At 59.3% G+C, this 19513-nt stretch carries 22 protein-coding genes, 1 tRNA gene and 1 pseudogene; 14 read left to right on the forward strand and 10 right to left on the reverse strand.

The genetic code is table 11. The annotated features are described in order from the left end of the window. Positions 1-3 precede the first annotated feature (3 nt). The 3 genes from AC07P1_RS22790 to msrA all read right to left on the reverse strand — a co-directional run bounded on the left by AC07P1_RS22790 (position 4) and on the right by msrA (position 3044). On the reverse strand, positions 4-1692 hold the full coding sequence (locus AC07P1_RS22790; RefSeq protein WP_494697991.1) for a glycosyl hydrolase family 18 protein: 1689 nt from the start codon (positions 1690-1692) through the stop codon (positions 4-6). A 313-nt stretch (positions 1693-2005) separates the two neighbouring features. Then, the gene (locus AC07P1_RS22795) at positions 2006-2401 is read right to left on the reverse strand and encodes a DUF1842 domain-containing protein (protein WP_494697992.1); all 396 of its coding nucleotides are present in this window, start codon (positions 2399-2401) and stop codon (positions 2006-2008) included. A gap of 139 nt (positions 2402-2540) precedes the next feature. After that, positions 2541-3044, reverse strand: coding sequence for a peptide-methionine (S)-S-oxide reductase MsrA (gene msrA / locus AC07P1_RS22800; protein ID WP_494697993.1), 504 nt, complete (start codon positions 3042-3044; stop codon positions 2541-2543). A 249-nt stretch (positions 3045-3293) separates the two neighbouring features. Between msrA and AC07P1_RS22805 the strand changes: the two genes are divergently transcribed. Further along, entirely contained in the window at positions 3294-3704 is a 411-nt protein-coding gene (locus AC07P1_RS22805) for a response regulator (RefSeq protein ID WP_494697994.1), read from the forward strand. A gap of 93 nt (positions 3705-3797) precedes the next feature. Further along, on the forward strand, positions 3798-3986 hold the full coding sequence (locus AC07P1_RS22810; RefSeq protein ID WP_494697995.1) for a hypothetical protein: 189 nt from the start codon (positions 3798-3800) through the stop codon (positions 3984-3986). Between the two features lie 122 nt (positions 3987-4108). Here AC07P1_RS22810 and AC07P1_RS22815 read toward each other — a convergent pair whose 3' ends face one another. Next, entirely contained in the window at positions 4109-4798 is a 690-nt protein-coding gene (locus tag AC07P1_RS22815; RefSeq protein WP_494697996.1) for a hypothetical protein, read from the reverse strand. A 264-nt stretch (positions 4799-5062) separates the two neighbouring features. Here AC07P1_RS22815 and AC07P1_RS22820 point away from each other — a divergent pair, with 264 nt between their 5' ends. Both AC07P1_RS22820 and AC07P1_RS22825 read left to right on the forward strand, forming a co-directional pair. After that, on the forward strand, positions 5063-5416 hold the full coding sequence (locus AC07P1_RS22820; RefSeq protein WP_494697997.1) for a type II toxin-antitoxin system RelE/ParE family toxin: 354 nt from the start codon (positions 5063-5065) through the stop codon (positions 5414-5416). 2 nt (positions 5417-5418) lie between these two features. Beyond that, positions 5419-5760, forward strand: a complete 342-nt coding sequence (locus AC07P1_RS22825; protein WP_494697998.1) for a helix-turn-helix domain-containing protein — start codon at positions 5419-5421, stop codon at positions 5758-5760. A 59-nt stretch (positions 5761-5819) separates the two neighbouring features. On the opposite strand, the gene AC07P1_RS22830 is transcribed toward AC07P1_RS22825, so the two are convergent. Then, entirely contained in the window at positions 5820-6212 is a 393-nt protein-coding gene (locus tag AC07P1_RS22830) for a VOC family protein (RefSeq protein ID WP_494697999.1), read from the reverse strand. Positions 6213-6314: 102 nt separating this feature from the next. Between AC07P1_RS22830 and AC07P1_RS22835 the strand changes: the two genes are divergently transcribed. The 5 genes and pseudogenes from AC07P1_RS22835 to AC07P1_RS22855 all read left to right on the forward strand — a co-directional run bounded on the left by AC07P1_RS22835 (position 6315) and on the right by AC07P1_RS22855 (position 10082). After that, positions 6315-7535, forward strand: coding sequence for a helix-turn-helix domain-containing protein (locus AC07P1_RS22835; protein WP_494698000.1), 1221 nt, complete (start codon positions 6315-6317; stop codon positions 7533-7535). A 46-nt stretch (positions 7536-7581) separates the two neighbouring features. After that, entirely contained in the window at positions 7582-8253 is a 672-nt protein-coding gene (locus AC07P1_RS22840; RefSeq protein WP_494698001.1) for an NHL repeat-containing protein, read from the forward strand. 22 nt (positions 8254-8275) lie between these two features. Continuing rightward, complete coding sequence (locus AC07P1_RS22845) at positions 8276-9034, forward strand: DUF899 domain-containing protein (RefSeq protein WP_494698002.1); 759 nt, start codon at positions 8276-8278, stop codon at positions 9032-9034. Between the two features lie 12 nt (positions 9035-9046). Next, positions 9047-9580: pseudogene (locus AC07P1_RS22850) on the forward strand (hypothetical protein); the annotation flags it as partial. A gap of 190 nt (positions 9581-9770) precedes the next feature. Beyond that, positions 9771-10082, forward strand: a complete 312-nt coding sequence (locus AC07P1_RS22855) for a lysozyme inhibitor LprI family protein (protein WP_494698003.1) — start codon at positions 9771-9773, stop codon at positions 10080-10082. Positions 10083-10161: 79 nt separating this feature from the next. Here the strand turns inward: AC07P1_RS22855 and AC07P1_RS22860 are convergent, their stop codons facing one another. Beyond that, positions 10162-10584, reverse strand: coding sequence for an STY0301 family protein (locus AC07P1_RS22860; RefSeq protein ID WP_494698004.1), 423 nt, complete (start codon positions 10582-10584; stop codon positions 10162-10164). After that, the gene (locus tag AC07P1_RS22865) at positions 10571-10981 is read right to left on the reverse strand and encodes a BPSL0067 family protein (RefSeq protein WP_494698005.1); all 411 of its coding nucleotides are present in this window, start codon (positions 10979-10981) and stop codon (positions 10571-10573) included. The genes AC07P1_RS22860 and AC07P1_RS22865 overlap by 14 nt, the downstream gene beginning before the upstream one ends. Before the next feature lie 243 nt (positions 10982-11224). Between AC07P1_RS22865 and relB the strand changes: the two genes are divergently transcribed. The 4 genes from relB (at position 11225) to AC07P1_RS22885 (ending at position 14188) form a co-directional block, all read left to right on the forward strand. Then, positions 11225-11425: a type II toxin-antitoxin system RelB family antitoxin gene (relB, locus tag AC07P1_RS22870; protein ID WP_494698006.1), complete on the forward strand. Its 201-nt coding sequence runs from the start codon at positions 11225-11227 to the stop codon at positions 11423-11425. A 101-nt stretch (positions 11426-11526) separates the two neighbouring features. After that, complete coding sequence (locus tag AC07P1_RS22875; RefSeq protein WP_494698007.1) at positions 11527-12402, forward strand: SMODS domain-containing nucleotidyltransferase; 876 nt, start codon at positions 11527-11529, stop codon at positions 12400-12402. Next, the gene (locus AC07P1_RS22880; protein WP_494698008.1) at positions 12399-13307 is read left to right on the forward strand and encodes an S-4TM family putative pore-forming effector; all 909 of its coding nucleotides are present in this window, start codon (positions 12399-12401) and stop codon (positions 13305-13307) included. The genes AC07P1_RS22875 and AC07P1_RS22880 overlap by 4 nt, the downstream gene beginning before the upstream one ends. A gap of 149 nt (positions 13308-13456) precedes the next feature. Further along, positions 13457-14188 (forward strand): hypothetical protein, encoded by a 732-nt coding sequence (locus AC07P1_RS22885; protein WP_494698009.1) that lies wholly within the window; start codon positions 13457-13459, stop codon positions 14186-14188. A 477-nt stretch (positions 14189-14665) separates the two neighbouring features. Here the strand turns inward: AC07P1_RS22885 and AC07P1_RS22890 are convergent. The 3 genes from AC07P1_RS22890 to pepN all read right to left on the reverse strand — a co-directional run bounded on the left by AC07P1_RS22890 (position 14666) and on the right by pepN (position 18568). After that, positions 14666-14741 (reverse strand) — tRNA-Thr (locus AC07P1_RS22890). 117 nt (positions 14742-14858) lie between these two features. After that, the gene (locus AC07P1_RS22895; RefSeq protein ID WP_494698010.1) at positions 14859-15860 is read right to left on the reverse strand and encodes a class 1 fructose-bisphosphatase; all 1002 of its coding nucleotides are present in this window, start codon (positions 15858-15860) and stop codon (positions 14859-14861) included. Positions 15861-15901: 41 nt separating this feature from the next. Beyond that, entirely contained in the window at positions 15902-18568 is a 2667-nt protein-coding gene (gene pepN / locus AC07P1_RS22900; protein ID WP_494698011.1) for an aminopeptidase N, read from the reverse strand. Positions 18569-18798: 230 nt separating this feature from the next. Here pepN and AC07P1_RS22905 point away from each other — a divergent pair, with 230 nt between their 5' ends. After that, complete coding sequence (locus tag AC07P1_RS22905) at positions 18799-19491, forward strand: DUF4136 domain-containing protein (RefSeq protein ID WP_494698012.1); 693 nt, start codon at positions 18799-18801, stop codon at positions 19489-19491. Positions 19492-19513: the final 22 nt, after the last annotated feature.

Raw genomic sequence — 19513 nt, forward strand, 5'->3', positions numbered from 1 at the left:
CGTTTAACGTCCTATCCAGACGGCGTTGGTCAGGGCGCCGTTGGCGTCGCCGTCCAATTCCCAGGAGAAGGCGCCGCGCAGGTTTTGATCGCGAACGTACTGCATCTTGGTCGCGATCACGGTGGGGTCATCGTAGCTCCACCACTCACCGCCGCCGGTGTAGAGGTACAGCTGTTTGGTCACTGGATGATACCAGCGCGACCCGGTTTTGTTAATCAACACCTTGTAGTCGTCGATCCCGGCCTCGTAGGCGCCGGTCGCGGGGCCGCCGGTGCTTTGATACAGGCCGTTGCCGTTCGGGCCTGCCGCCACGCCCTTCCATCCGCGTCCGTAGAACGGCACGCCGAGCAGGATCTTATTGCGCGGCATACCGGCGGCCACCAGCGCGGTGATCGAATCGTGGCTGTTGTACTTGGCCAGATTGCCGGTCGATGGATCGGCCGGATCATGGTACAGCGGCGCGTGGAAATTGGTGGTCGCTTCCCATCCGCCGTGGAAGTCATAGGTCATCAGATTGACCCAGTCCATGTACTGGCCGTACAGCGCCGGTTCGGTTTGCGCGATTTTCTCGCCACCCGCGCCGATGGCCGCCGTCAGCGCATAGCGCTTGCCGTCGATGGCGCCCTGCGCGTCGAGCTGCGCGCGGAATTCCGCCATCAGCAAGGTGAAGTTGCGCTTGTCGTTGACCGTATCGACGGTGTTGTAGGTCTGGCCGCCGCCGCCCGGGTATTCCCAGTCGATGTCGATACCGTCGAACACGCCCTTGGCCGCGCCCGCGCCGCCGCGTCCATCCTGGACCGGCAGGTCGCCGGCGATGAACATCTTCACGCAGGACTTGGCCAGCTGCTTGCGCAACGCGTCTGTCTTGGCGGCCGCCGAGAAATTCTTCGACCAGCTCCAGCCTCCCAGCGAAATGAAGATCTTCAGGTTCGGATGCGCGGCCTTGAGCAGCTTCAGTTGCAGGAAGTTGCCGCTCAACGGCGCATCCCATGGCACGGCCTGGCCGTTGACCGTGCGCGCCGGCGAGCGCTGATAATCGGCGTAGGCATCGCCACCGGTTCCGGCGTCCGGCGAGTTGGGATTCGACCCGCCGGTTTCGGCCTTGGTCACCATGTCGCATTCATAGCCGCCGTTCTTGGCGTAGGTATTGGCGAAAGCGTAGTTGATGAACGTGAGCTGGTCGGCCACGCTGGTCTGCACTCCGTTGACCGGCGTTTTGGTGGTGTGGATGTCGGCCACTTCGTAATTGCGGCCATAGACGCCCCACTGCGCGAAGTAGGAGCCGATTTCGCGGCCGCCCGGGATCGGTGTCGGCGTTGGTGTTGGAGTCGGGGTGGGCGTTGGAGTCGGTGTTGGAGTGGGCGTCGGCGTGGGCGTCGGCGTGGGAGTCGGCGTCGGCGTGGTGGTTTGCAAAGCCCAGGGTCCCCACTGCTCCGTGCCGGGCACGTTATTCTGCGTCCACCACTTGGCCTTGTAGACGGCGCCGTTGTAGGTCACGCACATGTCGACCGTGTAGATCGCCGTGGAGGACCAGGCCGGACAAACATCGGCCGCCGCCGCCGCGGTTTGCACCGCCGCCAGCAATTTGTTCGATGTATCGGAAGCGGGGGTGTCGCCGCCCCCGCCGCAAGCCGCCAGCATGCCGGCGATCAGGCCCATTACGGCCGCGTTCCCCTTCACTGCATGTTCCATCATCTCTCCTTCGGGTGGGTGATCTATGCTTTTCTTGTTTTTTCAGGATGGAACCGAAAGAATTGGTAGTCAAGTGGTTTTAATAATTACATCCACTCTAATACCAGTTACTCAAAGAAAACAATCTCGGGGGAAATGAAAGATAGCAGTCAGGACATGGATAGTAAGCGCGCACTAACGATGATGGCGGGCCGCGTTATCGGAGGATGAAACTGGCAATAGAGTACCCGCCAATAAACATTTTGTTAATCGGCGAGTACCAATTTGGCACGATAAAAAAGTGGTAGTGAAGCAGGTATAAATATAAACCGCATTAATTCGCGCCTTGCATAACCGCACGCGCAATACCGTCGTGGATTTCCAGAACGCGGGGGGCGTTTTTACCGAAACTCATTTTGTAACAAACCTGCCCATCCTTCCAGGCGGTCGGCAATACCATCAGCAATTGGAAAGCGCTCGGGTCTTCATCCGTGCATGGAAAAATCGTCGGCGTCCCGGCCAGCACGATGGCCTGCATGGGCTGCTCGCCGTCGATTTCCACATGATGGCCACGCACCGAGATCGCCTTGCCGGCGCCGGAAAAATCATCAAGCTGGACGTGGCCCACGACGCTGTCGTTGCGCCCATCGACGACCAGATTCAGCCGCAGGGTCGGGCCGCCATCGACGGCGCTGTTGACTTCATAAACGGCGGTAAATAATTGACTCATGATGTATTCTCCTGGTGGACGCAAGTGCATGAGTGCACTGTATCCACCAGTCGAGAACGCCGCCTTCCGTATACCTTCCGATTTCCAAGCCGTTGTTTACAAAGAACTTTTACGTGCGCATAACGAAGTTCAGACCGTCTCAGCGCTTCGGCAGCCGCCAGTCCGGACGAATGTAATGGCAGGTGTAGCCGTTGGGAATGCGCTCCAGATAATCCTGATGCTCCGGTTCCGCCTCCCAGAACGGACCTGCCGGCGACAACTCCGTCACCACTTTGCCGGGCCACAAACCGGACGCGTTCACATCCGCGATGGTGTCCTCGGCCGTCGCTTTTTGCTGGTCATCGACATAGAAAATGGCCGAACGATAACTCGTGCCCACATCGTTGCCTTGGCGGTTGGCGGTGCTTGGGTCGTGAATCTGGAAAAAGAACTCCAGGATTTTGCGATAGCTGATGACGGCCGGATCAAAATTAATCTCGATCGCCTCGGCATGCGTGCCGTGATTACGATAAGTCGCATTGGGCACATCGCCGCCGCTATAACCCACGCGCGTGCTTTCGACCCCCGGCATCTTGCGTATCAAATCCTGCATGCCCCAAAAACAACCACCGGCCAAAATAGCTTTCTCAATCGTCATCATCATTCCTTTTCGATATTGGATCTGAACCTAAGTGGTGACGCCTATGCAATTATTCAAGAAATAGAGAGGATTATCCGCACAGAAATGTTAAATACCTTGCCTTTGCATACTGGTTTCCCTTTATAATTTAGTTCAGGAAAGCAATTCTTATCCTGCCCGCCGTGCCCAGATTCACCGCACGCGCAACCAAATCCGGCCTGGCCCCAGCCGAAAGACGCAACGCTTCAGTTGCCCACTTTTTCGATCGATATCATGGACCAGTCCAACTCAACCAAACGCATACTCATCATCGACGACAACAGCCAGGCGGCCGACGTCGCGGCGGAATTGCTCAGCCTGTACGGCTACCAGACCGCCGTCGCCTACAGCGGCGCCGACGGATTGCAGAGCGCAAAAGACTTCGCGCCCGACGTCATCCTGCTGGACCTGGGCATGCCGGTCATGGACGGTTTCCAGGTGGCCGCCGCCTTGCGCGCGCAGCCGGAATTTAGCGATCTCGCGCTGGTCGCCTTCACGGCCTGGGGCGACAAGGGCACGCGCCAACGCACGCACGATGCCGGCTTCGACCAGCACATCACCAAACCGGCCGGCATGGAAGAAATCCTGCGCGCCATCGGCAGCGCCTGCGACATACGCGCCGGCTTCGCGCGCAAGATGGCATAACGGCGGCGCCGCGCGGCCCGGTTCCGGGCACGCGGCCCGTGCGCGCAATGCCATTGCTTTTGTGATACTGTCTTCTTAACGACAGGAGGCCACATGATGATAGAACGACGTTCCCGACCAGACCGCGCCAAGGCCATCGCCGTCCACGCAGGCATCGCCATGCTCGATACCGACGGCCGCGAAGCCGCCGCCCTTTTCCTGGAAGACGCCGGCGTCCCGCTACCGGTCATCGCCCGCGTGCTCAACGAGCCCGACAAGCGCCGCGCCGCCGACAACCTGTAACAAGGACCGTCGACCGACGAATAAGACTGCTGGCGACGAATAAATCTAAACCACGTAGGGCGGATTAGCGAAGCGTAATCCGCCATGCATGCGCCGCTCACGGCTCATGCAAGATCCCACGATCACTTATCCCCCACCAACTGCACCGCATCGATAACCTTATAGTCGTGCTGCAGGTTGTTCGCGTAAGTGACCTTCACAGCCTTCGCCTTGTAAGCGGTCTTGTTAAAAGTCTTAACGAACCAAGTGCGGTTGCCGCGATCATCTTTCTTCACATCGCTCACACCTTCCCACACGGTGTTCCACTTGCCGTCGGTGTCCTGCAACTCCACCTTGTTGATCGCCTCCACGCCCTGCCCGCTCGGCAACACGATGCGCACCTCGGTGGCATTGACCGGTGTCGCGAAAGTGGCCTCGAGCCAATCGAAACCCTGGTCGGTATGATTGTTGGTCCACGTATTGCCATCGCTAGGGCCGATCGCGTTCTTGGCCAGATTCGAATCGGCCGGCGTCTTGCCATCCTGATCGCCGAACACAGAGCTGGCCTTGGCCTCCGTCGCCCACTGCGCGCGCGGATCGTTGATGTATTTATCCTCCATCACGCCGTAGGCCAACAGCGCCTGCTTCTTCGCCATCTCGCGCTGTTCATCGGTCTGCTCGGCGGCCGGGATCTTGCCGGCGGTGGCCGGGTCTGGCGCTGTGACGGGAACGGGCGCGGCGACGACCGGCGCCTCCTCGACCTTCTCTTGCTTTTTGCAAGCCGCGAGCGCTGCGGCCACGATCATGGCGCCTATGAGGGCATTGCGTTTCATCCGGTATTCTCCCTAGTGAAGTAAGTTATCAAAATGATCTTACATTATTTGAGCAGTTGGGAGCGCACTTAACACTAGAGGCTTGGTAGCAGGCACGCGGCCTTCTCCGGATTGGTCGCGCGAATCCTATGCACGGTGATTTCGGTCAAACGGCAAGTTCACTAACGAGTTACCTTAAAAAATACTGAGCGACCGAGGTAAGGGACGACGAGCGTCACCGCAGTTCCGGCAATTGGCCCTTCCACATTTAGATATAATCAAACCATGCTGGCCATACGACCGTTGCGCTGGGTTGGATCGGCAAAAAAGGACTTGGCTGCGATGCCGGATCAGGTGCAAGACTTCTTCGGCTACGCGCTACATCTGGCGCAGACAGGTGGCAAGCATAGCGATGCGAAGCCGTTAAAGGGTTTCGGTGGCGGTAGCGTGCTCGAGGTGGTTGAGCATTACCACAGTGACACCTATCGCGCTGTGTACACAGTACGTTACCCAACGGCAGTCTATGTGCTGCATTGCTTTCAAAAGAAGTCAACGCGCGGCATAGCAACGCCCAAACCAGACATAGACCTAATCGAAGCCCGCCTGAAAGCCGTGATCGCACTTGAGAAGGGTTGCTGAACATGAATACGACCAGAGCCGTTAGCGGCATTATCATCGAGGACGGCAGCAACAACCCTTACGCCGACCTAGGACGTCCTGACGCCGACGAAATGCTGGTGAAAGCCGGACTCGCGCACCAGATCGCTCAGATCATCGCTAATCGACAATTAACGCAGCAACACGCCGCCGAGATGCTCTGCATGACACAGCCAAAACTCTCCGACTTACTGCGCGGTAAATTTCGAGGAATTAGCCAGGCAAAGTTGATCGAGTGCCTGAACCGGCTCGGCTGCGACGTGGACATTGTGGTGAGGAAGGAAAGCAGGAGCGCGCTTGGACAAACCACGGTTGTGATCGCGTAACTCTGCTCACCACCGTGGATGAGCAAGTGCCAAATAGCTACCGTGGCAGATAAGGTCCGCTATTTGACGCGATAAAGCGCGCAAAGCTTGTTTCCATCCGGATCGCGAACATAAGCGAGGTGCATAGCCCCCAAGCTGCCATCGCGCAGGCCGGGTGGCTCTTCGCACGTGTTGCCGCCATGCGCGACAGCCACGTCGTGAAACTCCCGCACCTGCTCGGGAGAGGTGCACTTGAAACCGATCGTGCCGCCGTTCGCGCAACACGCCTGCTCCCCATTGAGCGGCTGGGTCACGGCGAAAGTATTTCCTTCGTGTCGATAAAAAAGCCGCTCATGGCCGGCAGCCGCAGTATTGCGGAACGGCTCACCTGCGCCAAGCACGCCGAGCACAGCATCGTAAAACCGTTTGGAGCGTTCGATATCATTCGAACCGATCATCACATGACTGAACATTTGCCCGTCCTTTAGTCTATTGAAGTCGAGTGGCGATGCGCCGCAGCTAGTGTACCTTGACCGATTCCGCGAAATCAATCGCGCCAAGTGTATGCTCTCGCCATGGACTCCCTGATCGCCGCCTCCGCGCGGGCCCTTGCCGCCGGCGACGCCCTCGGCGCCCTCAAGCATGTCGCCTTGCGCGACGACCCGCCGGCGTTGGCCTTGCGCGGCATCGCCATGGCCCAACTCGGCGAGCACCCGCGCGCACGCGAACTGCTCAAGCGCGCCGCCCGTGGTTTCGGCGCGCACGAGCAACTGGCGCGGGCCCGCTGCGTGGTGGCCGAGGCGGAAGTGGCGCTGGCCGTGCGCGATTTCAGCGGCACGCCGCGCGCGCTGACGGCCGCGCTGGCCACGCTGGAAGCCCATGCCGACCACGCCAACGCGATGCAGGCGCGGCTCATTGCCGTGCGCAAGCTGTTGCTGCTGGGCCGGCTCGACGAGGCGCAAGCGCAACTGTCCCATCTGGACGGCCACCCGCTGCCGCCTGCCCTGGCGGCCGTCGCCGAGCTGGCGTCGGCGGAACTTGGCCTGCGCTCCCTCGACGTTGTCCCCGCCCGCGCCGCGCTGGCCCGCGCGCAGGCAGCGGCCGAACGCGCCCGCCTGCCGGCGCTGACGGCCGAAGTGGAAGCGGCGCGCGGCGCGTTGACGCATCCGGCGGCGCGCCGCCTGTCCGCCGGCCAGGCGCGCCCGTTGCTGCTGGACGAAGTGGCCGACCTGCTCGACTCCGGCGCACTGGTGGTGGACGCCTGCCGCCATGGCATCGGCACCGGCCCGCACTGGCGTCCGCTGGCCCGACGTCCCGTGCTGTTCGCGCTGGCACGTGCGCTGGCCGAAGCCTGGCCCGCCGCCGTCGACCGCGAGGCGCTGATCGACAGCGCCTTCAACACCCGCCAACCGGACGAGACCCACCGCGCCCGCCTGCGGGTCGAGATCGGCCGCCTGCGCGCGCTGATCACGCCGCTGGCGCGGATCGAAGCGACGGCAAGAGGATTCGTGCTGCGCCCGCTGGACGGGCGCGAAGTGGCGCTGCTGGCGCCACCCGTCGACGGCGAACAGGGCGCGCTGATCGCGCTGCTGTCCGACGGCGCCGCCTGGTCGACCTCGGCCCTCGCATTAGCCCTGGACGCCAGCCAGCGCACCGTGCAGCGCGCGCTGGCCGATCTGGCGGCCGATGGCCGGGTGCGCTCCATCGGACGCGCCCGCACCCAGCGTTGGCTAGCGCCGCCGCTGGCCGGATACACGACAATCTTGTTACTCCCCGCCGCATCGCAGATGGCATAAAGTGCTCTTGCGGCGCCGATCCAGGGCGCATCCACAGGAGACCACCATGACCAGCAAAACCAGCAAACCCGCCGAACCGACACTGCGCCCGGCCGAGATCGTGCGCGAATACGGCCCCTTCCCCGACACCGACACCGTCGCCGGCGTCACCCACGACGGCAAGCGCGTCTGGGCCGCCACCGGCAAGCGCCTGATCGCCTTCGACCCGGCCAGCGGCGACCCGACCGACTCGCTGCCCTGCCCCTGCGACGCCGGCACCGCCTTCGACGGCACCCACCTGTACCAGATCGCCGAGCGTCGCATCGACAAGATCGATCCCGCCAGCGGCAAGGTGGTGGCGTCGATCCCGGCGCCCGGCGACGGCAACGACTCCGGCATGGCCTGGGCCGAAGGCAGCCTGTGGGTAGGCCAGTACCGCGACCGCAAGATCCACCAGATCGACCCGGCCACCGGCAAGATCCTGCGCACCATCGAATCGAACCGCTTCGTCACCGGAGTGACCTGGGTCGACGGCCAGCTGTGGCACGGCACCTGGGAAGGCGACGAGAGCGAACTGGTGCACATCGATCCGGCCAGCGGCGCCGTGCTGGAGCGGCTGGGCATGCCGACCGGCACCGGCGTCAGCGGGCTCGAATCCGATGGCGGCGACCTGTTTTACGCCGGCGGCGGCCCCGGCGGCAAGGTGCGCGCCGTGCGCCGTCCGCAATCCCCACGTTGACCAGGTTCGAAAGGAGCAGATCATGAACACACCACATCATTCCGTCGTCTCGGCGGACCTATGGCTTGCACAACGCAAGACGCTGCTGGCGCGCGAAAAGGAACTGACGCACTTGAAGGACCAGGTCGCCCGCGAACGCCGAGCGTTGCCGTGGGTGCGCATCGACAAGCACTACGTGTTCGACACGCCGTCCGGCCGGCGCACCTTGGCCGAACTATTCGAAGGCCGCCGCCAACTGGTGGTGCAACACTTCATGTACACGCCGGGCGCCGAACAGGGCTGCAAGAGCTGCTCGTACATGGCCGACCATACGGATGGCGCGCTGGCGCATCTGGCGCAGCGCGACACCACGGTAGTGGCGGTCTCGCGCGCGCCGCTGGCCGATCTGGAGCGCATGCGCAGGCGGATGGGTTGGCAGTTCCAGTGGGTTTCGTCGGGCGAGAGCGAATTCAACTACGACTTCCATGTCAGTTTCACGCCGGAGGAGATGGCCCGCGGCGCGGTCTATTACAACTATGTCCAGCAGCCGTTCCCGCATCCGGACGCCCCGGGCATTAGCGTGTTCTACAAGGACGATGCGGGACAGGTCTACCTGACCTACTCCACCTACGGACGCGGGGTGGAAGTGATGATGCATACCTATAACTTCCTTGACTTGACGCCGCTGGGGCGCAACGAAGACGGCCTGTCGTATCCGATGGAATGGGTGTGCCACCATGACCGTTATGAGACGGCACCGGCGGCCGCACCTGCAGCTTCTTGCTGCGCGGCAGGCGCCTGAGCGGTAGCTGAGATCGTGTCCAACTGGCTTCCATGGCTGGCGGTCGCCGGGGTCGGCGCCCTGCACGGGCTGAACCCTGCGACCGGCTGGATGTTCGCTGTCGCGCGCGGCGTGCGGGCGCGCGACAGCGGACAGGCACTGTGGGCGCTGGTGCCGATCGCGGTCGGACACGCGGCATCGGTGGCGCTGGTGGCGGCTGCGGTGGCGTCGGGGCTGGTGACGGATCGTACTATGCTGTGGTGGCTGGCGGCCGCGCTGTTCGCCGGCATCGTTGTGCATCAATTGTGCCGCTTGCTGCGCCGGCATCGACCCAATCCTGGCGGCCCGGCGGCGCTTGCTTTATGGTCGCTGATGATATCGACGGCGCATGGCTCGGGCCTGATGCTGGTGCCGGCGCTGATCCCGCTGTGCCTGTCCGACACCCCGGCGCGCGAGATCACTGCGACCGGCTCGATGGCCATGGCGCTAGCTGCCGTCGGCGTCCACACCGCCGCCATGCTCGCGGTCACGGGCGTGATCGCCGTGGTAGCCTGTCGCGGCATCAACCCAAGGTGGCGGGGTCGGAACGCCACGGCGCCGGCTCCAGCAAATGAAGGAAATCCTCATGCGAATTTCAAATCTCATCGTTCTGGTCTGCGCATTTGCGTTGTCGGCCTTTTCCGGCAAAGTCAGGACTGCCGAACTCCAAAGCAAGCCTACGGCGCTCGAACAATGCGGTGCCTATTCGCAAGCAGAAATGCGGGAATGTCTAGAGAAGGAATCTCGCGCGAGTAACGCAACACTGAAGCGCGCCGAAGAGCAAGCTGCTGCCGCGATTTCAAAATGGGACGAGGATGCAAGATTCATCGACCTTGCGAAGAAAAAGCTCAGAGCTTCCAACAAAGCGTACGAGCAATATCGAGATGCGCAATGCGCCTTCGCCTATTTTCTTAGCGGCGGCGCAATCGGTAACGCGCTTGAGATGCGACGCCTTACCTGCCGCATCGAACTGGATATCGGGCGCATCAAACAACTCAACACCGACATGTCTACGCTGTCGGCAAAGTAGAACGCCGACGTAACTGCATGAGCATGCAGAACGCCGAATTCACAGTAGACAGTCGTCAAGCTGGTCGGCCAGAGTGCAATCATTCGCACCGGATCTTGGCGGCCACAAGTCGCTGCCGTGACCTTTGCTCTCTTATTTCACAGCGCTTAACTGCCACAGGCAACCGGTGCACCAGGCGAATATCCGATCCATCGCCATAGCCGCAGTAAACGAACTTCTCGCCGTCCTCGGCGGTGCCTTCGAAGCCGAATTCGCGGCCCGCGCCTCGGGGCAGGTCCGCCCCCCGTAACTCAAATTGATCCCTTGCTTCCGCTGTATAGGCACCAGCGGCCCGGAGCAGCGAGCCCTTCTCGATAGAAACGAAACCGTCCCACCCAGCGGGGGCTCGGTCAATTACGTGCCGTTCACCAAGATAACGCGCCGGGCACTGCAAGCTAATCGGCTCGGCGGACGCGGTCAGCACGACGAGAAGACCGAGCGCAAGCACGCTATTCGACAACATAGAAAGTAGTCGCATTATCTGAATCACTATAGAGACCGCCTTCGGCCTTGGTTTTTACCCTGGCCCGGATCGCGCGGCGCTGGATGCGATGAAGCCCCTTAAACTGTTCGATGACGATGATACTCCCTGGCTTCCCAGTCTTCGGATCGGTAGCGCCTAGGCCGACAAAAAAGGCCGCGTGGTTGCCTCGATTCTGGTTCGCATACCTCCCAAATTTATCGAAAGTTGCGATCACCGTGCCCACTCTAAGGCCGCGACTATCGAGCACCCGGACACCCGGCCGCCAATGCGCCGCCAGTCCAACTTTCGAGTAACTCTGTACAAGTCTGACGCAGTTGGCCCCGTCGACAACCTCCTGCCCCTCCAACAATGCGGCCTTTTCGTATAAATGTGGCATGGCCCCCTCCGACAAGATAAAAGCCCCATTGTTGAACGCCTTTCTAAGAGGCCACTTGGGCTGAGTCAAGACAACCGGGACGCGCAATTGCGAAAGATCAGAGGTGACCGGTCAGTTCTACTGCGCGCTTCCGTCCCGGTGCCGATATGTTTCCGATCAACCACTTTTTTGATTCGGAAGCAGCGTCGTACTCAACTTGCGAAATTCGAGGACACTGACACCGCATGGTGTAACCTTGAGCTTATGAGCACGCCCCTTTCTCCCAGCGAATCAGGGTTTTCTGCTGTAGAAGATGCGGCAGCGTACGATCGGTGGTTCCGGGAACAGGTGCAGGCGGCCCTCGACGACCCAAATCCCAGCATCCCGCATCATCAGGTTATGGCTGAAATGCGTGCTCTGATCGCGTCAAAACAGCGAAAAAACAAACCGACCGATGCACCGTAAGACCAGCATGAGACAGCTTGGTTTGTAAACTATGAAACTTTTCCAATATGCATTAAATAGTGATAATATAGCATCGTCAACCACGAAAACTTGGAAGAGTTATGCCGCGTAGCATCGACGAAGGTTTTGCTGACTTTCTCACCAATCTCAAGGCGACCGTGGGGGAGACCACAGCGGCGAAAAGCCATCGAACCTCAATAGAGGCTTGCCTTAAGAATAACTTTGGCCTGACACGATTCGTCAGGATTGGTTCCTTCGGCAATGGCACAAGTGTCTCGGGCTATAGCGACGTCGACTACCTAGCCTCCATTCCCACAAGTCAGCTTACTCAAACCTCTACCGCCTCATTGATCAAAGTCAAGAACGCTTTAGACGCCCGCTTCCCGTCGACTGGTGTGAGTGTCAGTTGCCCGGCCATATCAATACCGTTTGGAACATATCGATCTGAGGATACCGAAGTTGTGCCGGCTGACTACATCAAGGATGAGCATGGATATAAAGTTTATGAAATCGCCGATTGTGAGGGTGGCTGGATGCGCGCATGTCCTGATGCGCACAATGCTTACGTAAAACAGGTCGATGATAGACACGGCGGAAAAGTAAAGACTTTGATACGTTTCATCAAAGCATGGAAGTATTATCAGAAAGTACCGATCTCATCTTTTTATTTGGAAATGAAGATTGCCAAATATGCCGATGGGGAAAATGCCATTATTTTTTCGATTGACATAAAGGCTTTTCTTCGGAAATTATGCGATGAAGGTCTCCCAGGCATGCAAGATCCGATGGGGTTTTCCGGATATATTCGCGCATGCAAATCTGACGCAGCACGAGTAGAGACGCTCTCAAAACTTGCCACCGCCTCAACACGTGCAGAAAAAGCTTGGATTGCGGAGTCAGGAGGCAAAATTAGCGAGGCATTTGATTGGTGGCGCACTCTTTACGATAACAAATTTCCAAGCTACTACCGGACATGAGTACCATCAACACCCGTCAAAATGAGCCAAATCAACTAGAACGTCTTGCAGCTCAACGGCAGCTTTATGCCAGCGCAAAAAAAGTAATGGGAACTCAATTCCTCATTAGCGGAATCGTCGGTGTCGCAATTGCTTTGCTCGGCCTTTCTGTCCCAGACCTTAAAAGCTATATTGCTCTGTGGGGAATAATGGCTGTTCTACTTGACGTGCTCTGTTTCACACCATGGCAAAAACGGCTCCGAGAGTCCGCAGCCAAAGCTCAGGAACTATTTGACTGCGACGTGCTATCGCTTTCATGGAACGAGCTAAAAGTTGGCAAAAAATTGGATCCCGAGCTAATCTTTGAGCAGGCGATGAAATATAAAACCTGGGCAAATAGAATGCCCTCGCTCTCTGACTGGTATCCCCATAGCGTTCAACAATTGCCTTTGCATTGGGGAGCTATCGTTTGTCAGAGGTCGAACTGTTGGTGGGACTCAAAACTACGTAGACGATATGCCGCAATTGTCACTGTGGTTCTCTCTGTGCTTGCAGCAGCAGCAGTCTGGTTTTCGCTCGCCATGGGTTTAACTTTCGAGGAATTTGTTGTCCGCGTTATGGTGCCGTTTTCGGCAACCTATGTACTCGGTATTAGGCAGTTAGTCGAGCAACGGGACGCGGCGGAACGCTTAGATAAATTAAAAGCACACTCAGAGAAACTTTGGAATGAAGCAATAGCTGGCGCAAGCATTCCCGAGATGCAAAAAGCTTCTAGAGCACTGCAGGATGAGATATTCGATGGCCGTAAGCGTAACCAGCCCATTTTCGATATGTTTTTTAAATGGCTCCGTGAAGACCATGAAGGACAAATGAACAGAGGTGCCCTTGAACTGGTCCGAGAAGCAAAGAGTAAACTCGGCCTTTAGTGACATCTATAACAGTGGTTCGTCTCATTCACACTCATCTCACGGACAAAAGCACGTGCCCGACGAAAGTATCGATGACGGCATTAGGCTTACAAATTAGGCCTAATGTCACGCCCCCACAATGATCGGAACTACACCATAAGGATAATATGTTTTTCTCTGAAGAATTCATATCAAGCGTTGGAGACGACCCTCTTGCCGCCACCGTGCGCATTTGCAAGACTGCAATTGAAGAGGTGCAAGAGCAAATGTCAGGTGGGGGCGACTGGGGAGGTCAACAGGAAGAAATACTTTTTGAAGCGTTCGGATTACTAAGCGCAATTGAGGAAGGAAATCTTTTAAATATGGGGTTAACCTTTCCCAAAATGGACGGCACCACTTCCGATAACTGCACTAAAATATACCAATTCCTACAACATTTACAAGAAGAAAAGAAAAAAGATTTGGCAGCAGTAGATCTTGCACGTATCAAGAATCGCTTTGCAACGCTATTAGGAACAAAGTTCAATTACGAATTTTCGACCGCCGACGTTTCTAGGATTCAGGATTTAATCAGTGAACTACGCGATCAGCTCACCTCTTCCGCGCTTTTTGAAGATAACCATCGCAGCCGCCTATTAGCACGGCTTGAGAGATTGCAATCTGAACTCCATAAGCGAGTGTCGGACTTAGACAAATTTTGGGGACTTATTGGCGATGCTGGCGTAGCATTCGGAAAATTTGGTAACGACGCGAAACCGTTCGTCGATAGAATTGTTGAAATTTCGCAAATTGTCTGGAATACACAAGCAAGGGCGGAAGAGTTGCCCAGCAACACGCCTCTTCCTCTGTTAGCGAATAATCCCACGGATATGCTAATGCCATCCAGTGAGGATAGTTGACCGGAACTAGCGCGAGCATAGGAGTGCGGACTTATACGAAAACGGTGTCCAGCTAATTTGCCTCAGTCCGGCATCGAGCTCATGAGAGGCTAGTTGATGGGCGGTATGCAAGTAAGTTAGAGTAATTTGGCGACGCTGCGGCACGATCTGGCATAAACTGGGCCAGGAGCACGCTCCCCCGCTAACACACGAAGCTAGGACTTGCAGATGCCGATAAGCCTTCCGCCTACGATCACTGGTCCCAAGAGCAAATGCCTTCTGCTCTCGGCGACCCGGCGACCCTATGTCCCAAGGTCCCAACGTTTTGCACTATCAGTTGATGGTTAAAATACTGGCTCTGATTGTCTCGAGCCGGCGGCAGACAAATGGACTGATGCATCAGGCAATATCTCGCCAAAGACCACAGCTACAAAAAACCCGCGCCTCCAGAGGAGAACGCGGGTTTTTAGACTTCTAGTACAGCAAACTACTGTGTTCTGGTGCCGCTTGCCGGAATCGAACTGGCGACCTTTTCATTACGAATGAACTGCTCTACCAACTGAGCTAAAGCGGCGAAGTCGCACATTCTAACAAATATTTCTTACTGCACGCTAGCCCTAAACCGATAAATTTTAGCCATGCTGCAAAAATGTCATTGCTTTGTGCGCCAAACAGGCTAGAAACGGCCTAATCAGCCCTGATGGTAGCCAGTCACCACCGCCACCTCGTCCCGCGATCCCAGGAACACCGGCACGCGCTGGTGCAGCTTGTGCGGCTGGATGTCCATGATGCGCTGGGTGCCGTCGGTGGCCGAGCCGCCCGCCTGCTCGACGATGAAGGCCATCGGATTCGCCTCGTACATCAAACGCAGCTTGCCCGGCATCGACGTGTCGCGCGTATCGGCCGGGTACATGAAGATGCCGCCGCGGTTCAGGATGCGGTGCACGTCGGCGACCATCGAGGCCACCCAGCGCATGTTGAAGTTGGTGCCGCGCGGGCCGTTTTCGCCTTCCAGCAGCTCGTCGACGTAACGCTTGACCGGCGCGTGCCAGTGGCGCGCGTTCGACATGTTGATGGCGAATTCCTTGGTCTTGGCCGGGATCTTCATGTCGCGCTGCGTCAGCACCCACGAACCCATTTCGCGGTCCAGCGTGAAGCAGTTGACGCCATTACCGGTGGTGAGCACCAGCATGGTCTGCGGGCCGTAGACGGCGTAGCCGGCGGCGACTTGCTTGGTGCCGGCCTGCATGAACGCTTCCTCGGTCGGTTCGCCCATGCCTTCCGGCGCCTTCAGCACCGAGAAGATGGTGCCGATCGAGACGTTGACGTCGATGTTCGAGGAGCCGTCCAGCGGGTCGAAGGTCAGCATGTACTCGCCCTTCGGATAACGGTTCGGGATCGGGTGGATGGTTTCCATCTCTTCCGACGCCATCGCCGCCAGGTGGCCGCCCCATTCATTCGCTTCGAGCAGGATCTCGTTGGAGATGATGTCGAGCTTTTTCTGCACTTCGCCCTGGACGTTTTCGGTGTCGGCGGTGCCGAGCACTTCGCCCAGCGCGCCCTTGCCCACGGCATGGCTGATGGTCTTGCACGCGCGCGCGACCACTTCGATCAGCAGACGCAGTTCGGCCGGGATCGAGTTGTTCTGGCGCTGTTCTTCGACCAGGTATTGAGTGAGGCTGATGCGTTTCATGGTTTCCCTTGTGGTGAAATATAAATCGTTTAAATCTTTTGTTAGTTCGCGAGCGCCTTGGTCACCACTTCAAGCACGTCGTTCGAGAGCTTGGCGCGGGCCGCGACCTTTTCCAGCGCGCGCTTCATCTTGGCCTGCAGCGCCGGGGCGTATCGGCGCCAGCGGTCCATGCCGCGCGCCAGCCGCGCGGCGACCTGCGGGTTGATGGCGTCGAGCTTGATCACGTACTCGGCCCAGAATTCGTAGGCGCTGCCATCGGCGGCGTGGAACTGCGACGGATTGCCGCTGGTGAAATTGAAGATCAAGCTGCGCGCGCGGTTCGGGTTCTTCAAGGTGAAGGCCGGGTGCTGCATCAACTTGCGCACGCCGGCGACGTCGGTGGTCGGCGCCGACGCCTGCATGGCGAACCATTTGTCGACGACCAGCGCTTCGCTTTCGAAGTCCTCGTAGAAGTTCTTCAGATACGGGCCGGCTTCGGCGCCACTGTGGATCATCGCCACCAGCGCGGCGGAGCGGTCGGTCATGTTGCCGGCCTTTTCGAACTGCTGTTGCGCGAGCTTGAGCTCCGCCATGTCCGGCGCCACCATCAGGTAGGACAGGCACAGGTTCTTCAAGGCCCGCTTGCCGGCCGACAGCGCGTCCGGGCTGTAGTCGCCCGGCGTCTGGTTGGCGTGGTACTGCGCCAGCAACTCGGTCTTGAGCGCGGCGCCGATGGTGCGGCGCATGAACTGGCGCGCGGTGTGGATCGCCTGCGGGTCGACCACGTCCATCTGCTCGGCGATGATGGTTTCCGAGGGCAGGATCAGGGCCAACTCGCGGAAGGCCGGATCGAGCGTGTCGTCGGTCAGCAAGGTGCGCTGGGCGCTGATGAAGGTGGCGTCCAGTTTCAGGTTGGCGTCGCTGCCGCCGGCGGCCGCCACTTGCGCGGTCAGTTTGAGCAGGCGCGCCATGGCCAGGCGCTGGCCCGCTTCCCAGCGGTTGACCGGGTCGCTGTCATGGCTGAACAGGTGCAGAAGCTCGGAATCGGTGTAGTCGTATTCCAGCACCACCGGCGCCGAGAAGTCGCGCAGGATCGACGGCGTCGGACGTTCGTCGACATTGCGGAAGCGGAAAATCTGCTCTTGCTCGGTCAACTCCAGCACCACCGTGGTGGCGCCCTTGGCGTGCTTGCCGCCCTCTAAAGTCAAAGGCAGGTCCTTGCCGCTGGCCGACAACAGGCCGACCGCCACCGGAATGTGGAACGGCAGCTTGTCCGACTGGCCGGCCGATGCGGCGCAGCGCTGGCTGAGGATGATGTCGAAGTTGCGCTTGACGGCGTCGTAGCGCGTGCGCGCGGTGACAATCGGCGTGCCGGCCTGGCTGTACCAGCGCTCGAACTGGCGCAGGTCGCGGCCGTTGGCGTCGGCCATGGCGGCGCGGAAGTCGTCGCATTCGACGGCCTGGCCGTCATGCCGCTTGAAGTACAGGTCCATGCCCTTGCGGAAGCCTTCGCGGCCCACCAGGGTTTGATACATGCGCACCACTTCGGCGCCCTTTTCGTACACGGTCACGGTGTAGAAGTTGTTGATCTCGACGAAGGAGTCCGGACGCACCGGGTGCGCCATCGGGCCGGCGTCCTCGGGGAACTGCGCCTGGCGCAAGGTCCGCACCTGGTCGATGCGGGTGACGGCGCGGCCGCTGTCGGTGCCGATCATGTCGGCGCTGAACTCCTGGTCGCGGAACACGGTCAGGCCTTCCTTCAGCGACAGCTGGAACCAGTCGCGGCACGTGACGCGGTTGCCGGTCCAGTTGTGGAAGTACTCGTGGCCCACCACCGCCTCGATGCCGGCGTAATCGACGTCGGTCGCCACGCGCGGATTGGCCAGCACGAACTTGGTGTTGAAGATGTTGAGGCCCTTGTTCTCCATCGCGCCCATATTGAAGTCGCCGACGGCGACGATCATGAAGCGGTCCAGGTCCAGTTCCAGGCCAAAGCGCTCCTCGTCCCAGCGGATCGAGTTTTTCAGCGACTGCATCGCGTAGTCGGTCTTATCGAGGTTGCCCTCCTCCACCCACACCTGCAGCAGCACTTCGCGGCCGGAGTTGAGCGTGTACTTCTCTTCCTGGCACACCAGGCGCGCGGCGACCAGCGCGAACAGGTAGGACGGCTTCTTGAACGGGTCTTCCCATTTGGCGTAGTGGCGGCCGTCGTCGAGGTCCCCCTCTTCGATCAGGTTACCGTTCGACAGCAGCACCGGATAAGCGGCCTTGTCGGCGCGCAGCATGACGGTGTATTTGGCCATCACGTCCGGACGGTCCGGGAAATAGGTGATGCGGCGGAAGCCCTCGGCCTCGCATTGCGTGAAGAAGTTGCCGTTCGAGACGTACAACCCCGACAGCGTGGTGTTTTGCACCGGCGCGCACAGCGTTTCGATCTCCAGCACCACCTTGTCCGGGGCCTTCTTGATCGTCAGCGTCGAGCCGTCGAGCTTGTATTCGGTCGGCGCCAGCGCTTTGCCGTTCATGCGCACCTGCACCAGTTCGATCTCCTCGCCGTGCAACACGATGTCCTGGCTCTGGCTCGCGGGGTTGTGGCGCATCGTGATGCGATTGGCCACCACGGTGCGATCGGGGTCGAGATCGAATCCCAGTTCAACCGTATCGACCAGGAAAGCTGGCGGGGTGTAATCTTTGCGATATATCGTCGTGGGGCTGCTATCTGTGCGCATGGGGGCTCTGGGTGGACGTAGGCAAAAGCCTATTTTACCAATACCAGCGCCGGCGGACGTGTGAATCGCCCGCGACGGACATGGTCGGAGCCGGGTTCGCCAAATAAGTTGCACTAAATAAGTTGCTTGTCTCCACGCTGCCGTAACAATCTGTAATAATCGTGCAACGTCCGGGCGTGCGTCATAAACTTAGCACTGGAACATACCGTCTTACCTGAGAGGGCATCATCATGAAATATCTCGCCATTCTGGCGACTGCCGCCGTCATGCTGTTGACCGGCTGCGCCACCACCATCCGCAGCAACGTCACCGCCTTCAACGACTGGCCTACCGACCTGCCGGACAAAACCTATGCCTTCGAAGCGCCGCAAGGGGCCGACGACACCCTGGAATACCGCAGCTACCAAGTTCTTGTGAGCAATGAATTGGCCAAGCTGGGCTTCCGCCAAGCCGCCGAAGGCCAACAGCCGAAATTGCTGGTGGGCATGAAATACGTGACCATCGACCATCCGGTGCGCGTGCTGGAAGCGGACGATCCGTTCATGGGCCCGTACTGGGGTCCGGGCTACGGCCGTTATGGCTGGGGTTATTCGCGCTGGGGCTATCGTCCGTATTTCTATGACCCGTTCCGCTTCCACTCGATGCGCATGGAAGAACGCATCAAGCACCAATACCAGCGCCAGCTGCGCGTGACCATCAACACCACGACCGGCCGCAAGCTGTATGACGTGACGGTACAAAACACCAGCCTGATCCAGGCCACGCCGTATGTGATGCCGGCGCTGGTGCAAAGCGCGTTCACCGGCTTCCCCGGCCAGAGCGGCGTGCCGCGCCGGGTCGACCTCAAGATCGATCCGACCACCCAGGCGGTGGAGGCGCCGGCGGCGGTGGCCGGACAGGCCGCGCCGGCCCGGACCAACTGACGTGCTTTAGCGCTTCCCCATG

This window comes from Duganella sp. GW821-FHT07F09 (assembly GCF_059418705.1).

What these genes read in the sequence shown, in the direction of transcription:
- AC07P1_RS22790 (WP_494697991.1), bottom strand. Translation starts at nt 1,692, where the DNA reads ATGGAACATGCAGTGAAGGGGAACGCGGCCGTAATGGGCCTGATCGCC.
- AC07P1_RS22795 (WP_494697992.1), bottom strand. Translation starts at nt 2,401, where the DNA reads ATGAGTCAATTATTTACCGCCGTTTATGAAGTCAACAGCGCCGTCGAT.
- msrA (WP_494697993.1), bottom strand. Translation starts at nt 3,044, where the DNA reads ATGATGATGACGATTGAGAAAGCTATTTTGGCCGGTGGTTGTTTTTGG.
- AC07P1_RS22805 (WP_494697994.1), top strand. Translation starts at nt 3,294, where the DNA reads ATGGACCAGTCCAACTCAACCAAACGCATACTCATCATCGACGACAAC.
- AC07P1_RS22810 (WP_494697995.1), top strand. Translation starts at nt 3,798, where the DNA reads ATGATGATAGAACGACGTTCCCGACCAGACCGCGCCAAGGCCATCGCC.
- AC07P1_RS22815 (WP_494697996.1), bottom strand. Translation starts at nt 4,798, where the DNA reads ATGAAACGCAATGCCCTCATAGGCGCCATGATCGTGGCCGCAGCGCTC.
- AC07P1_RS22820 (WP_494697997.1), top strand. Translation starts at nt 5,063, where the DNA reads ATGCTGGCCATACGACCGTTGCGCTGGGTTGGATCGGCAAAAAAGGAC.
- AC07P1_RS22825 (WP_494697998.1), top strand. Translation starts at nt 5,419, where the DNA reads ATGAATACGACCAGAGCCGTTAGCGGCATTATCATCGAGGACGGCAGC.
- AC07P1_RS22830 (WP_494697999.1), bottom strand. Translation starts at nt 6,212, where the DNA reads ATGTTCAGTCATGTGATGATCGGTTCGAATGATATCGAACGCTCCAAA.
- AC07P1_RS22835 (WP_494698000.1), top strand. Translation starts at nt 6,315, where the DNA reads ATGGACTCCCTGATCGCCGCCTCCGCGCGGGCCCTTGCCGCCGGCGAC.
- AC07P1_RS22840 (WP_494698001.1), top strand. Translation starts at nt 7,582, where the DNA reads ATGACCAGCAAAACCAGCAAACCCGCCGAACCGACACTGCGCCCGGCC.
- AC07P1_RS22845 (WP_494698002.1), top strand. Translation starts at nt 8,276, where the DNA reads ATGAACACACCACATCATTCCGTCGTCTCGGCGGACCTATGGCTTGCA.
- AC07P1_RS22855 (WP_494698003.1), top strand. Translation starts at nt 9,771, where the DNA reads ATGCGGGAATGTCTAGAGAAGGAATCTCGCGCGAGTAACGCAACACTG.
- AC07P1_RS22860 (WP_494698004.1), bottom strand. Translation starts at nt 10,584, where the DNA reads ATGTTGTCGAATAGCGTGCTTGCGCTCGGTCTTCTCGTCGTGCTGACC.
- AC07P1_RS22865 (WP_494698005.1), bottom strand. Translation starts at nt 10,981, where the DNA reads ATGCCACATTTATACGAAAAGGCCGCATTGTTGGAGGGGCAGGAGGTT.
- relB (WP_494698006.1), top strand. Translation starts at nt 11,225, where the DNA reads ATGAGCACGCCCCTTTCTCCCAGCGAATCAGGGTTTTCTGCTGTAGAA.
- AC07P1_RS22875 (WP_494698007.1), top strand. Translation starts at nt 11,527, where the DNA reads ATGCCGCGTAGCATCGACGAAGGTTTTGCTGACTTTCTCACCAATCTC.
- AC07P1_RS22880 (WP_494698008.1), top strand. Translation starts at nt 12,399, where the DNA reads ATGAGTACCATCAACACCCGTCAAAATGAGCCAAATCAACTAGAACGT.
- AC07P1_RS22885 (WP_494698009.1), top strand. Translation starts at nt 13,457, where the DNA reads ATGTTTTTCTCTGAAGAATTCATATCAAGCGTTGGAGACGACCCTCTT.
- AC07P1_RS22895 (WP_494698010.1), bottom strand. Translation starts at nt 15,860, where the DNA reads ATGAAACGCATCAGCCTCACTCAATACCTGGTCGAAGAACAGCGCCAG.
- pepN (WP_494698011.1), bottom strand. Translation starts at nt 18,568, where the DNA reads ATGCGCACAGATAGCAGCCCCACGACGATATATCGCAAAGATTACACC.
- AC07P1_RS22905 (WP_494698012.1), top strand. Translation starts at nt 18,799, where the DNA reads ATGAAATATCTCGCCATTCTGGCGACTGCCGCCGTCATGCTGTTGACC.